The sequence below is a fragment of the Micromonospora sp. NPDC000442 genome (genome assembly GCF_042898635.1).
Lineage (GTDB): Bacteria > Actinomycetota > Actinomycetes > Mycobacteriales > Micromonosporaceae > Micromonospora.
In genome coordinates this window covers 163,039-176,332 of sequence record NZ_JBIAYZ010000003.1, presented here as the reverse complement: position 1 = coordinate 176,332, position 13,294 = coordinate 163,039, and the positions used below count along the sequence as shown (strand labels likewise).

At 71.1% G+C, this 13,294-nt stretch carries 13 protein-coding genes; 2 read left to right on the top strand and 11 right to left on the bottom strand.

Annotated features, from left to right (window positions below):
* Window positions 1–16: 16 nt before the first annotated feature.
* From rimM to ACFY2A_RS05735, 6 genes are all read right to left on the bottom strand, one after another.
* Entirely contained in the window at window positions 17–571 is a 555-nt protein-coding gene (gene rimM / locus ACFY2A_RS05760) for a ribosome maturation factor RimM (protein ID WP_387169488.1), read from the bottom strand.
* Between the two features lie 2 nt (window positions 572–573).
* Entirely contained in the window at window positions 574–807 is a 234-nt protein-coding gene (locus ACFY2A_RS05755; RefSeq protein WP_013732101.1) for an RNA-binding protein, read from the bottom strand.
* Between the two features lies 1 nt (window position 808).
* On the bottom strand, window positions 809–1,270 hold the full coding sequence (gene rpsP, locus ACFY2A_RS05750) for a 30S ribosomal protein S16 (RefSeq protein WP_210940945.1): 462 nt from the start codon (window positions 1,268–1,270) through the stop codon (window positions 809–811).
* A gap of 250 nt (window positions 1,271–1,520) precedes the next feature.
* Window positions 1,521–2,168 carry a DUF402 domain-containing protein gene (locus ACFY2A_RS05745; RefSeq protein WP_363916998.1) on the bottom strand — a complete coding sequence of 216 codons (648 nt, stop codon included), beginning with the start codon at window positions 2,166–2,168 and terminating at the stop codon, window positions 1,521–1,523.
* Window positions 2,169–2,379: 211 nt separating this feature from the next.
* Window positions 2,380–3,786, bottom strand: a complete 1,407-nt coding sequence (gene proS, locus ACFY2A_RS05740) for a proline--tRNA ligase (protein ID WP_387168931.1) — start codon at window positions 3,784–3,786, stop codon at window positions 2,380–2,382.
* 132 nt (window positions 3,787–3,918) lie between these two features.
* A complete protein-coding gene (locus ACFY2A_RS05735; RefSeq protein ID WP_387168928.1) occupies window positions 3,919–4,998 on the bottom strand; it encodes an amidohydrolase family protein in 1,080 nt (359 codons plus the stop codon).
* 101 nt (window positions 4,999–5,099) lie between these two features.
* On the opposite strand from ACFY2A_RS05735, the gene ACFY2A_RS05730 reads away from it, so the two are divergent.
* On the top strand, window positions 5,100–5,585 hold the full coding sequence (locus ACFY2A_RS05730; protein ID WP_387168925.1) for a MerR family transcriptional regulator: 486 nt from the start codon (window positions 5,100–5,102) through the stop codon (window positions 5,583–5,585).
* A complete protein-coding gene (locus tag ACFY2A_RS05725) occupies window positions 5,582–6,634 on the top strand; it encodes an NAD-dependent epimerase/dehydratase family protein (RefSeq protein WP_387168922.1) in 1,053 nt (350 codons plus the stop codon). Before ACFY2A_RS05730 ends, ACFY2A_RS05725 begins: the two co-directional genes overlap by 4 nt.
* Before the next feature lie 24 nt (window positions 6,635–6,658).
* On the opposite strand, the gene ACFY2A_RS05720 is transcribed toward ACFY2A_RS05725, so the two are convergent.
* From ACFY2A_RS05720 to ACFY2A_RS05700, 5 genes are all read right to left on the bottom strand, one after another.
* Window positions 6,659–7,246, bottom strand: a complete 588-nt coding sequence (locus tag ACFY2A_RS05720; RefSeq protein ID WP_387168919.1) for a Uma2 family endonuclease — start codon at window positions 7,244–7,246, stop codon at window positions 6,659–6,661.
* A gap of 66 nt (window positions 7,247–7,312) precedes the next feature.
* Window positions 7,313–8,884, bottom strand: coding sequence for a signal recognition particle protein (gene ffh / locus ACFY2A_RS05715; RefSeq protein ID WP_363916992.1), 1,572 nt, complete (start codon window positions 8,882–8,884; stop codon window positions 7,313–7,315).
* Between the two features lie 217 nt (window positions 8,885–9,101).
* A complete protein-coding gene (locus tag ACFY2A_RS05710) occupies window positions 9,102–11,477 on the bottom strand; it encodes a [protein-PII] uridylyltransferase (RefSeq protein ID WP_363916990.1) in 2,376 nt (791 codons plus the stop codon).
* A gap of 12 nt (window positions 11,478–11,489) precedes the next feature.
* On the bottom strand, window positions 11,490–11,828 hold the full coding sequence (locus tag ACFY2A_RS05705; RefSeq protein ID WP_166458079.1) for a P-II family nitrogen regulator: 339 nt from the start codon (window positions 11,826–11,828) through the stop codon (window positions 11,490–11,492).
* 25 nt (window positions 11,829–11,853) lie between these two features.
* Window positions 11,854–13,116 carry an ammonium transporter gene (locus ACFY2A_RS05700; RefSeq protein ID WP_387169486.1) on the bottom strand — a complete coding sequence of 421 codons (1,263 nt, stop codon included), beginning with the start codon at window positions 13,114–13,116 and terminating at the stop codon, window positions 11,854–11,856.
* Window positions 13,117–13,294 lie beyond the last annotated feature (178 nt).

The window sequence follows — 13,294 nt, the reverse complement described above, 5'->3', positions numbered from 1 at the left end:
AGGGGTGCTCCGCCAGCTAGAGATCGAGCAGGCCGCCGGGCGGGTCTACCACGACCCGGCCACCGGCGAGATCGACCTCGGGGACGATCTCCTTGACGAACGGGATCAGCGCCGTGCGCCCCTCGGGACGCCGCAGCACCAGCAGATCGGACGCGGGAGCGTGGTCGATCCGGGCGACCTCGCCCAACCGCTCGCCGGTCGGGGTCACCACCGCCAACCCGACCAACTGGTGGTCGTTGAACTCCTCCGGATCCTCCGGTGTGGCGACGTCCGCGCTGTCCACCGCGAGCAGGGTGCCGCGCAGCGCCTCGGCGACGTCGCGGTCCAGCACCCCTTCGAAGGCGACCAGCAGCCGCTCCTGGTGCCGACGCGCGGACTCGACGGTCAACGTGTCGGGTATCCGGAACGGCACACCGGGACCGTCCGGCGCGGGCGGGGCGGCGTTCGCCCCCGGCATGGTGTTGAGCACCATGCCGGGGGCGAACCGCGTCTCGGGCTCGTCGGTACGCACCTCTACGGTGACCTCACCGCGGATGCCGTGCGGCTTGCCGATCCTGCCGACGATGAGCAGCATCAGTACGAGTCGACGATGTCGACGCGTACGCCGCGCCCACCGATGGAGCCGATCACCTGGCGCAGCGCCTTGGCTGTCCGCCCGGACCGCCCGATCACGGTGCCCAGGTCCTCGGGATGCACCCGGACCTCCAGCCGCTTCCCTCGACGGGAATCGACCATCCGGACGCGTACGTCATCGGGGTGGTCGACGATGCCTTTGACCAGGTGCTCCAACGCCGGCCGCAGCGCCATGTCAGGCCTGCTCGCCGGAGTCCGCGGCGGGCTGCTCCTCGGCCTTCGGGGCCTCCTCGGCCTTCGGCGCCTCGGCGGCCTTGGCTGCCTTCTTCGCCGGCTTGGCGGGGGTGTCGGCCACTCCTGCGGCAGCCTTCGCCTCGGCCTCGTAGGCCGCCTTGCGGTCAGCCCGCTCGGCAGCGACCTTCAGCGGCGGCGGGGCCGGCAGGCCCTTGAACTTCTGCCAGTCACCGGTCAGCTCCAGCAGCCGCTGCACCGCCTCGCTGGGCTGGGCGCCTACGGAGAGCCAGTACTGGACCCGCTCCGACTTGACCTCGATGACCGAAGGGTCCTCCTTCGGCTGGTAGATGCCGACGAACTCGATCGCCCGGCCGTCGCGCTTGGTACGCGAGTCGGCGACGACGATGCGGTACTGCGGGTTGCGGATCTTGCCCATCCGCAGGAGCCGGATCTTTACGGCCACGGTTGTTTCGCTCCTGTTGCGATCTCACCGACCCGGTACGGGTGGTGTGCATGGGTGAGCGCCAACCGGCACAGTGGGGTTGGGCCGGAGACCACTCGGGTGGACTGGCGACGTGCCCGGGTTAGAGGGCGCCGGACACGCGCCGGATACCAGCCAGCCATTCTGCCAGATCCCGACCGGAACGCTGACACCGCACCGGCCCACATCACCCGGGGCGGGACTTACGTGACGAAGAACACATCAAATCCCGTCAGCGTACCGGCGGTCGATCCCAGCCATCGGGCAGGCGATCGGGGACGGTCCAGTGCGCCGGTGGGGTGAAGTCGCACCAGGTGCCGTCGAACGGGAAGACGCCAGCCTCGGCGAGCGCGATCACCCTCTTGCCCTCAGCCCGCACCGCCGCCTCGTCGGTCACCCAGTAGTGCTCCGGAAAGGCCAGCCGCTCGACGAACTCGTCCTCGTCCTTCCACTCCCAGCATCGGTCCGGGCGGACCCACACGTCGAGGTCCTGGTCGACGATGTCGACGCCGGCCAGCCCCCCGTCGTCCCAGCGGACGCCCGGTTCCTCCAGGTTGACGTACCAGCCGGCGAAGCGGCCCCGCACGTCGCGGAACCACCAGACGGAGTGGGCCGCGTCGGTAGGAAGAAACTTCAACAGCGGTGGACCGTTCCAGCGGCCCTGCGCCAACCGGTAGGTCGGGCTCAGCCACTCCCGGAAAGGCACCGCTCGCATACCCAGCCCGGCCTCGTTGACCTCGCCGGCCACCGGCGTGCCCTCGGCCACCCAGAGCAGCAGCCCCCGCTCGTCGTCGCGAACCACGCGGGCAGGCCGCACCCACCCGATCCGCCCCCGCCGCACGTTGCGGTGCACGACCACCCGACCCGGCTCGAACCTCACGCCCCGACCCTACCGCCCCCGCCCCCGACCCCCCGCACACCGACCGACCACCCCCAACTCTCCGCCGATCTTGCATTTCCGGTCGGCGATACGCCCGCTTTCACGGCATTCGCCCGGGCGAAAAGTGCAAGATCGACGAGGTGTGGGTGGGGTGGGTGGGGGGTGGGGTGGGGGGTGGGGGGTGGGTGGGGTGGGGGGTGGGTGGGGTGGGTTAGTAGGCGCGGGCGAGGATGGCGATGAGGTCGGGCTCGTCCTCCGTGTCGGGGACGGTGCCGTCGGCGCGGATCAGGCAGCGCACCGTGACGCCCTGGGCGTTGGCCTTCGCCTCGCCGTCGACGCCGACAGCCGACCACGGGACGTGGGCCCAGCCGGTGGTTGCCGCCTCCAGCGCCTCGTCGAGCGTCGCCACGTCGACCGTGCGCGACTCGCGGAAGGCGAGCGCCTGGTCGTGCAGCGCCCGCTGGTCGGCGTCGAGGGCCGCCAGCACCGCACCGACCACGTCCGCCACCGGCGTGGGTGCCTTCGAGCCGTCGGTACGGCGGACCACCACCGCGTTACCGGCGGCCAGATCGCGGGGGCCGACCTCGACGCGTACCGGATAGCCGCGCAGCTCGGCGTCGACGGCCCGGCGGCCGAACGGGGTGTCGGTGCGGTCGTCGAGCGCGACCCGGACACCGGCGTCACGCAACGCGTCGCGCAGCTTGGCCGCCGCCTCGGTGACGCCGTCGCCGTCCTTGACCACCATCACGTACGCCTGAGTCGGCGCCAGTCGCGGCGGCACCCGCAGCCCGTTGTCGTCGCCGTGGCACATGATCAGGCCACCGAGCATCCGGGTCGAGGTGCCCCAGGAGGTGGTCCAGGCGTGTTTCCGGCCACCTTCGGCCGAGGAGTAGCTGATGTCGAACGCCTTGGCGAAGTTCTGGCCCAGCTCGTGGCTGGTGCCGAGCTGGAGCGCCTTGCCGTCGCCCATCATGCCTTCGCAGGTGTAGGTGGCGGTCGCCCCGGCGAAACGCTCGCGGGCGGTCTTGAGCCCGACCACCACCGGGATACCGAGCACGCTCACCATCAGGTCCTCGTACGCCTCGTGCAGGATCTTGCGGGCGTAGGCACGGGCGTCTTCCCGGGTGGCGTGCGCGGTGTGCCCCTCCTGCCAGAGGAACTCGCTGGTCCGCAGGAACACCCGGGGGCGCAGCTCCCAGCGGACCACGTTCGCCCACTGGTTGAGCAGCAGCGGCAGGTCCCGGTACGAATCGATCCACTTGGCCATGAACTCGCCGATGACCGTCTCGCTGGTGGGCCGCACCACCACCGGTTCGGCGAGCTGCTTGCCACCACCGTGGGTGACCACCGCCAGCTCGGGCGAGAAGCCCTCGACGTGCTCGGCCTCGCGCTTGAGGTAGCTCTCCGGGATGAACAGCGGGAAGTAGGCGTTCTCCGCCCCGGCCGCCTTGATCCGGTCGTCCATCTCGGCCTGCATCCGCTCCCAGATGGCATAGCCGGCCGGTCGGATCACCATGGTCCCTCGCACCGGCCCGTTGTCGGCCAGCTTCGCCTTGGCGATCAGATCCTGGTACCAGCGAGGAAAGTCCTCAGCCCGGGGAGTAAGCACGCGCGCCATGACCGCACATCCTATGCGCCCACCTTTTCCCGCACCGTCTCCCCCGCCCACCCCCGCCGTTGATCATGAAGTTGTTGCCGACCCCGCCCGGCGTGTCGCGACAACAACCTCATGATCGACGGCGTGACCGGCTCAGGGGAGGGGGTGGCCGCGGAGGATGAGGCGGGTGGGGGTGCGGAGGGTGGTCAGGTCGGTGCGGGGGTCCCGGGGGTAGATGGCGAGGTCGGCCAGGCCGCCTTCGACGAGGCCGGGCAGGCCGAGCCAGGCGCGGGCCCCCCAGGAGGCGGCGGCGAGAACGTCCAGGGTGGACATGCCGGCCTGCTCGTGCAGCAGGAGCATCTCCTCGACGGCGAGACCGTGGTCGATGCCGCCACCGGCGTCGGTGCCGACATAGATCGGCACACCGGCCTCGTACGCGGCCCGCACCACCTGCGGGAAGCGGTCTCGCAGGGCGAGCATGTGCTCGGCGTACCCGGGGAACTTCTCCCGGGCCTGATCGGCGATGTGGCCGAAGGTACGGATGTTGATCATCGTGGGGATCAGCGCGGTGCCCTGCCGGGCCATCAGGTCGATCAGGTCGAGGCTGAGCCCGGTGCCGTGCTCGACCGAGTCCACCCCGGCCCGCACCATGATCTCCACCGCGGACTCGCTGAAGGTGTGCACGGCGGCGCGTACCCCGGCGGCGTGGGCGGCGGCCACGGCGGCGGTCATCGTGTCGGCGTCCCAGGCCGGTGCAAGGTCACCGACGCCCCGGTCGATCCAGTCGCCGACCAGCTTCACCCAGCCGTTGCCGGCGGCGGCCTGCTCCGCCACGGTCGCGGCCACCTCGGCGGCACCGACCTCCACGCCGATGTCGCGCAGGTACCGCTTGGGCGGTGCCACGTGCCGGCCCGCACGGATCAGCCTGGGCAGGTCGGCTTCGTCGTCCAGTTCCGGGTACGGGAAGGGCGATCCCGCGTCCCGGAGGGCGAGGACGCCGGAGTCCCGGTCGATCCGCGCCAACGCGCGCGCCTGGTCCAGTGAGGTGATCGGTGCCCCGCCCCGGGCGATGCCGATGTGGCAGTGCGCGTCCACCAGGCCGGGCAGGATGAAGCCGCCGTCGGCGACCGTCTCCGCGCCGGGCACCGGGTCGAAGGTGACCCGGTCGCCGACCAGCCACAGGTCGCGTACCTCGTCGTCGGGCAGGAGCACACCGCGCACATGCAGAGCCATGCGCACAGTCCTACCCCATCTGTCCCGTTCCGCGCCCCGCACCTGCGTTCCCGGTCACACGTCTTGACTTGAAGCGCTTCAACCCGGGAACGCTCGGTGACATGACGGGAACGGTGCGGAAGCAGCGCGAAGGTCCGGACGAGGTCCTCACCATCCAGGAGATGGCCCGCCGGTCCGGCTTCACCGAGCCGACGCTGCGTTACTACGAGCGGATCGGCCTGCTGGGCCGCGTCGCCCGGGATCCGGACAGCGGTCACCGCCGGTACGACGGCGTCACGGTCGACCGGATCGAGGCCCTGGCGTGCCTGCGGTCCTCGGGGATGACGGTGACGGACATGCGCCGGTATCTGGAACTGCTCGATCTGGACGACGACCAGGGGGCGCAGCGGCAGCGCGAGCTTTTCGCGCAGCACGCCGAACGCCTGGACGCCGAGATGGCGCGGCTGCGGACCCGCCGCGAGTACATCCGCGCCAAGGCAGACATGTGGGACGCGCGGGCTCGTCGTGACGCCGACGCCGAGTTCCACGCGGTACGGCGGGTCGAACGGGCCCGCGGAGAACTATTGCCAGGAAGGTCACCACAGTGACGAACGACATCGAAGCGCGCACCACCGACGATTCACTGGTGCTTGTCACCGGCGCGACCGGGCACGTCGGCGGGTACTCCATCGCCCGGCTGCTCGATGAGGGACACCGCGTACGGGTGACGCTGCGCGAGCCCGGCCAACGTGACGAGGTGCTCGCCCGGGTCCGGCGGGCGGGAGCACAGCCGGACGGACGGGTCGAGTTCCGCACCGCTGTGCTCTCCTCGGACGAGGGATGGGCTTCCGCTGCCGACGGGGTCCGGTACGTACTGCACCATGCCTCGCCGTTCCCGTTCTCCCCGCCCGCGCACGAGGACGAGGTGATCCGCCCGGCCGTCGACGGGACGCTGCGGGTGCTGCGGGCCGCCCGCGCCGCCCAGGTCCGCCGGGTGGTGATGACCTCGTCGTACGCGGCGGTCGGCTACACCCTCAAGCCGGACGCCCGGTACAGCGAGCTGGACTGGACCGACCCGGCCGACGACATCCCCGCCTACCACAGGTCGAAGACGCTGGCGGAGCTGGCGGCGTGGGATTTCGCCCGGCAGCACGACGGGTTCGAGTTGAGCGTGGTCAACCCGACAGGCATCTTCGGCCCGCTGCTCGGCCCGAAGCTGTCCGCCTCCACCGGTCTGGTGAAGGCGTTCATGGACGGCAGCACCCCGGTGGTGCCACGGATGTACTTCGGCGTGGTCGACGTCCGGGACGTGGTGGATCTGCACCTGCGGGCGATGCGGCATCCGGCGGCGGCCGGCGAGCGGTTCATCGGCGTGGCCGGTCCAGCGGCCAGCTTCCACGACCTCGTGCAGATGATCGGTCGACACCTGCCGGCGCTGGCCGACCGGCTACCGTCCCGGGAACTCACCATCGAGGAGGTTCGCGAGGCCGCGAAGACCGAACCCGCGCTGGGCGAGGCCGCCCGCCTCGACGGACAGGTCCCGGTGATCAGTAATGCGAAGGCCCGTAACCTGCTGGGCTGGCGGCCCCGCCCGGCGGAGCAGACAATCGCCGATACTGCCGACAGTCTGGTCGCGCTCGGCCTGGTGACCACCTGACGAGGGCTGACGCGCCGCCGTCGATCACTGCTCGTCGGCGGCGCGCAACTCGTTGAGCCGGGCGGTCAACGCCGGCAGGTCGACCGACACCTTCCACGGCTGCTCAGTGACGAACCGGTCCTCGGTGTGGGTGACCTGCGCGTACTGCCGGTCCGCGCCGAGGGCGTACTCGGTCAGGGTGATCCGGTCCCGCAGCGGGTCCACCACCCAGTACGACCGCACCCCGGCCTGCGCGTAGACCTTCGCCTTGTCATACATGTCCCGGAAGGTGCTGGTCGGGGAGATGACCTCAACGGCGACAAGGGCGTCCTCGACCGGGACCGGCGAGCGGTTGGCGTGCTTACGGGCGATGGCGACCACGTCGGGACGAGGCTCGTTGCGGCGGTCCACCCGCATCGACAGATCGATGCTGACCAGGTAGTCGGGTGGGCAGTTGGCTCTAAGGGCGAGCAGCAGCTCGACACAGAGATCCCGATGCAGGGCGGTCGGCGACGGCACGATCAACCTTCCGTTGACCAGTTCGTACGGAAGGTCCTCCGGCAGGTCGCCGAGGTCGTCGACCGTCCACTCCGAGCGTTCGGGTGGGATGGGCGGCATGGGGGCCACGGTCATGACTCCTCCTTGCAGGGGCGGCATCACCTTAAGTGCCGACAACGCCACCTACCGTCACCGACACGCTCAGCGGGGCGGCTTACCGTCCTTGCCGAACTTGTTGAAGTCGATCTTCGGCAGCTTGAAGCCGGGCGGCAGGCCCTGTCCGGCGGCCAGGTCGTCGGGGTTCATCCCCGGCGGCAACTGTGGCATCCCGCCCGGGAAGCCACCCGGCAGCCCGCCCTGCACACCCCGGGTGCCGGCACCACTGCGTGGCCGGTTGCCGCCCTTGGTGCCCTTGCGCTTGTTCTTCGGCGACTTGGTCGCCTTGCGCCGCCCGGCCCCGGGCAGGCCCATCATGCCGCCCATCTGCTTCATCATCTTCTGCGCGTCGGTGAAGCGGTTGAGCAGCTGGTTGACGTCCATCACGGTCACGCCGGAGCCGTTGGCGATCCGGGCCCGCCGGGAGCCGTTGATGATCTTCGGGTTGGTGCGCTCGGCCGGGGTCATCGACCGGATGATCGCGGTGATCCGGTCGAAGTGCTTGTCGTCCAGCTCGGCGAGCTGGTCCTTGACCTGCCCCATGCCCGGCATCATGGCCAGCACGTTGGCGATCGGCCCCATCCGGCGTACCGCGATGAGCTGGTCGAGGAAGTCCTCCAGGGTGAACTGCTCGCCGCCCATCAGCTTGGCGGTCATCTTCTCCTTCTGATCGGTGTCGAAGGCCGCCTCGGCCTGCTCGATCAGAGTGAGAACGTCGCCCATGCCGAGGATCCGGCTGGCCATCCGGTCGGGGTGGAAGACGTCGAAGTCCTCCAGTTTTTCGCCGGTGGAGGCGAAGAGGATCGGCTGCCCGGTCACCTCACGGACCGACAGCGCGGCACCACCACGGGCGTCGCCGTCGAGCTTGGAGAGGACCACGCCGGTGATGCCGACGCCGTCGCGGAACGCCTCGGCCGTCCGCACCGCGTCCTGCCCGACCATCGCGTCGATGACGAAGATGACCTCGTCGGGGTCGACCGCGTCACGGATGTCGGCGGCCTGCTGCATCATCTCCGCGTCGATACCGAGCCGGCCGGCGGTGTCGACGATGACGACGTCCCGGGCGGCCCGTCGGGCGTGCTCGATGGAGGACTTCGCCACCTGCACCGGGTTGCCGACGCCGTTGCCGGGCTCCGGGGCGTACACCTCGACACCGGCGCGGCCACCGAGCACCTGGAGCTGCCCGACGGCGTTGGGACGTTGCAGGTCGGCGGCGACCAGCAACGGCTGGTGCCCCTGGGCCTTGAGCCAGCGGGCCAGCTTGCCGGCGAGCGTGGTCTTGCCGGAGCCCTGGAGGCCGGCGAGCATGATCACCGTCGGCGGCTGCTTGGCGAACTGGAGCCGCCGCCCCTCGCCGCCCAGCACGGCGATGAGTTCCTCGTTGACGATCTTGATGATCTGCTGGGCGGGGTTGAGCGCCTGGGAGACCTCCGCGCTGCGGGCTCGCTCCTTGACGTTTGCGATGAAACCCTTGACCACCGGCAGCGCGACGTCCGCCTCCAGCAGCGCGAGGCGGATCTCGCGCGCGGTGGCGTCGATGTCGGCGTCGGTGAGACGTCCCTTGCCGCGGAGCTTGGTGAAGATCCCGGAGAGGCGGTCACTCAAGGTGTCAAACACGCGAACATCCCGTTTGTCAGTGTTCCGGCGAGCACGAACGAGGTCGGGAGAGCTGTCCGACCACCGCTAGGGTAGCCCGCCACCCACACCCACGCTCCCAGCCGGCCACCCCACCCCCACCCACCCGACCCACTGAAGGCGCCACGATCTGTGGCAGTTGCGGTAGTCGACACGCCGATCCGTAGACACCTCTACTGCCACAGATGCGGGGGGTGGGTTAGACGGCGGCTAGGACGGCTGTCTCTAGGCGGGTCCGTTCGTGCTCCGGGGGCCAGCCACCGACCAGGTAGAAGACGTCGACCACGTCGCCGCCGAGCGTGGCGATCCGGGCCGCCCGGACCTGGGCGCCGGCCGCGTCCAACGCACTGGTGACCCGGTAGAGCAGACCGGCGGCGTCGGCGGCACGCAGTTCCAGCAGCACCGCGTCGGTGGCGGCGTCCCGGTGCCAGACCACCCGCGGTTGGGCCCCGGCCCCCCGTGCGGCCAGGGCCCGACCGCGTAGCCGCTGGGTCACCGACACGTCGCCGCGCACCGCGCGGCGCAGGTCCGCGCTCAACGCCACCGGATCCGGGGCCAGTCCGTAGCGCGGCTGTACCCGGCACTGCACCAGGGCCCGCCCGTCCACCGTCGAGGCGTCGGCGGCGAGCACTTCCAACCGGTGCAGGGCCAGGCAGCCGGCCACCGTCGCGAGCAGGCCGCGACGATCGGCTGCGGCCACCGCCACCCGGTCCCCGGTCAGGTGTACGACCGGCAGTGGCCCGGCCACCAGCGCCGGGTCCGGTGCCGGCGGGGCGGGTACGTCGCCGGTGTCGAGGGTGGTGCGCACCCGGGCGACCAGTTCGGCAACCAGCCGGCCCTTCCAGTCCGACCAGGCGGCCGGACCGGTGGCGGCGGCGTCGGCGCGCACCAGCGCGTACAGCAGGTCGAGGGTGGTCACGTCGCCGACCGACTCGGCCACCCGGGCGATGGTGACCGGGTCGGACAGGTCCCGCCGGGTGGCCACCTCGGGCAGCACCAGGTGCAGCCGGACCAGCTTGCCGATCAGCGCCGCCTCGGCGGTCGGCAGGCCGATCCGGGTCGCGATCCCCTCGGCGATCGGCGCGCCCACCACACTGTGGTCACCGGCGAGGCCCTTGCCGACGTCGTGCAGTAGCGAGCCCAGCAGCAGCAGGTCGGGGCGGTCCACGTCGCGGGTGTGCCGGCTGGCCTCGGCGGCCGTCTGGACCAGGTGCCGGTCCAGGGTGAACCGGTGCACCGGATTGTGCTGAGGCAGGCTGCGCAGCCGGGTCCACTCCGGCAACCATCCGTCGATCAGCCCGTACCGGTCGCAGGTCTCCCAGGCCGGGATCATGCCGGCGCCGGCACCGAGCAGCGTGGTCAGGGCGGCGCGGGCCTCGGCCGGCCACGGCGTCGGCAGCGGCGGGCAGTACGCGGCGAGCCATTCGCAGGTGGCCCGGGCGATCGGCAGCCCGGTGGTCGCCGCGGCGGCGGCCACCCGCAGCGACAGGCTGGCGTCGGGGCGGGCACCGATGGCGGTGCGGGCCAGCACCAGCTCGCCGTCGTGCTCGACCACGTCCCGGGCTACCGGGCGGCGCAGTGGCCTTCCGTCGGCGCCCCGACGGCGACCGGAGCGCAGCCGGTCGGCGGCGCGGAACGCGTCGTCCAGGGCGTGGCTGACGGTCCGGGCGTCGCCGGCGACCCGACGCAGCAGGGTGTCGCCGTCGCCGTCCTCGGGACGCGACGCGGGGTCGGACCGCTGGTCCGATGACGTGCCGGCAGACTGTGGCGGCACCGCGCCCGGCGGGACACCCTCAGCGGACGGTGTCCGGCGCAGGCCGAGCAGGGCGGCCACCCCGTCGCGCTCCTGGGCGAGCAGCCGGTCGATGCGCCGGCCGACCTGCTGGTGCAACGCGTCCCGGGTGTCCAGCAGCCGCAGGTGTGCGGCGTGTACGGCGGGTCGTAGCGCGTCGGTGATCCCGGCGGTGGCGATGGCCCGCAGGATACCCACGTCACGCAGCCCCCCGGCCGCCTCCTTCAGGTCGCCCTCCAGCAGGTGGGCCAGTTCGCCGTGGGCCTGCCAGCGGGCGGCGCTGCTCTCCCGCAGCGGCGCGAGTTGGCGGACCGCGGTGCGCCGCCAGTGGTCGGTCGCGCTGCTCACAAGTGTGTCGGCGAGGTCCGGATCACCGGCGACGAGCCGGGCGTCGAGCAGCCCGAGGGCCACCTTGACGTCGTCCTGGGCGACCGACAGCGCCTCGGCGACGGTCCGGACCGAGTGGTCCAGCCGCAGCCCGGCGTCCCAGATCGGGTACCAGAGCGCGGCGGCCAGTTCGTCGATGCCGGGCACCCCGGCGTGTACCAGCACCAGATCGAGGTCGCCGTAGGGGGCGCACTGTCGCCGGCCCAGCCCGCCGACCGCGAGCAGCGCGACGCCCGACCGGGCCGGCAGCAGCCGGGCCAGCCAGGCGTCGTACGCGTCGGCCCGGGCCCGGCGCGCCGTCGCGCCGACCCCGGCCGGTACGCCGACGACCTCGTTGACCAGGAGGTCAGCGCTACCGGGGAATTCCGAGGCTGTCCTACTGGTCAACGAGGTCATCGATGCTCCGTCCTACAGTGCGTCCAGGCCGCGCTCGCCGGTGCGGACCCGGACGACCTCCTCGACGGCGGTCACCCAGACCTTGCCGTCACCGATCTTGCCCGTCCGGGCGGCCGACACGACGGCGTCGACGATCTTCTCGACGTCGATCTCGTCGGTGAGCACCTCCACCCGGATCTTGGGCAGGAACTCGACGGTGTACTCGGCGCCCCGGTAGACCTCGGTGTGGCCCTTCTGCCGCCCGTAGCCCTGGACCTCACTCACCGTCAGGCCGGCCACGCCCAGCGTGTGCAGGGCCTCCTTGACGGCGTCCAACTGGTGCGGCTTGATGACCGCGGTCACCAGCTTCATGTCCAACCCCTCCATTCCCGAAACGTTAGCCGGCGACCTTTTCGCTTACCGGTTCGGTGGGCTCGGTCTTCGGCGCCGCCGAGGTACCGATTCCCGCGGCGGCGAACGCACCGCCGCCACCACCCGTGGAGCTGAACTCGTACGCGCTCTCCGCGTGCTCGGCGTTGTCGATGCCCTCGACCTCGGCGTCAGCGCTGGCGCGGAAGCCGATGGTCTTGTCGATCACGAAGCCGATGAGGTACGCGACCACGAACGAGTACGCCAGCACGGCGACCGAACCGAGGGCCTGCTTGCCCAGCAGCGTCACGCCGCCGCCGTAGAGCAGACCGTCGTTGCCCTCACCGGCCAGCACCTCCATCGCCAGGAAGCCGATGAGCAGCGAGCCGATGATGCCGCCGACCATGTGCACGGCGACCACGTCGAGCGAGTCGTCGTACTTGAGGCGGTACTTGAGGCCGACGGCCAGCGCGCAGACGACACCGGCGATGACGCCGAGCGCGATGGCGCCGAGCGGCTCCAGGAAGGCGCAGGCCGGGGTAATGGCGACCAGGCCGGCGATGGCACCGGACGCCGCACCGAGGGTGGTCGGCTTGCCGTCGCGGAGCTTCTCCACCAGCAGCCAGCCGAGCACCGCGGCGGCGGTGGCGACCTGGGTGTTGATGAAGGCGACCGCGGCGGTGCCGTTGGCGGCCAGCGCCGACCCGGCGTTGAACCCGAACCAGCCGAACCACAGCAGGCCGGCACCGAGCAGCACCATCGGCAGGTTGTGCGGCTTGAAACTGTCCTTCGGCCAGCCGACCCGGCGGCCGAGCACCAGCGCCAGGGCGAGGGCCGCGGCACCGGCGTTGATGTGCACCGCGGTGCCACCGGCGAAGTCGAGCACACCCAGCTCGAAGATCCAGCCACCGCCCCACACCCAGTGCGCCACCGGGAAGTAGACCAGGGTGGCCCACAGGCCGGCGAAGAGCAGCCACGGGCCGAACCGGGCCCGATCGGCGATCGCGCCGCTGATCAGCGCGACGGTGATCACGGCGAACATCAACTGGAAACCGGCGAAGAGCAGGTCGGGGATGCCACCCTCGGTCCCGCTCTCCAGCATGCCGCGCAGACCGGCGGCGGAAAGATCACCAGTGATCCCGCCCACGTCCTCACCGAACGCGATGCTGTAGCCGTAGAACACCCACAACAGGCTGACCAGGCCGATCGCACCGAAGCTCATCATCATCATGTTGAGCACGGACTTGGACCGCGTCATGCCGCCGTAGAAAAGCGCCAGGCCGGGCGTCATGAGCAACACCAGGGCGGCTGAAGTCAAAATCCAGGCGGTGGCACCAGAATCTAGCTCCGGCACGCTGCCTCCTCTCGGGTTGTTTTCCCTCCCTCCCGGCATCGCGCAGCATCGCCCGTACGCCGGTTGCGCGGAAGCCTGGTAGTCCGCTGTTTCACCCAGGGTCCCCGGCTGGTTT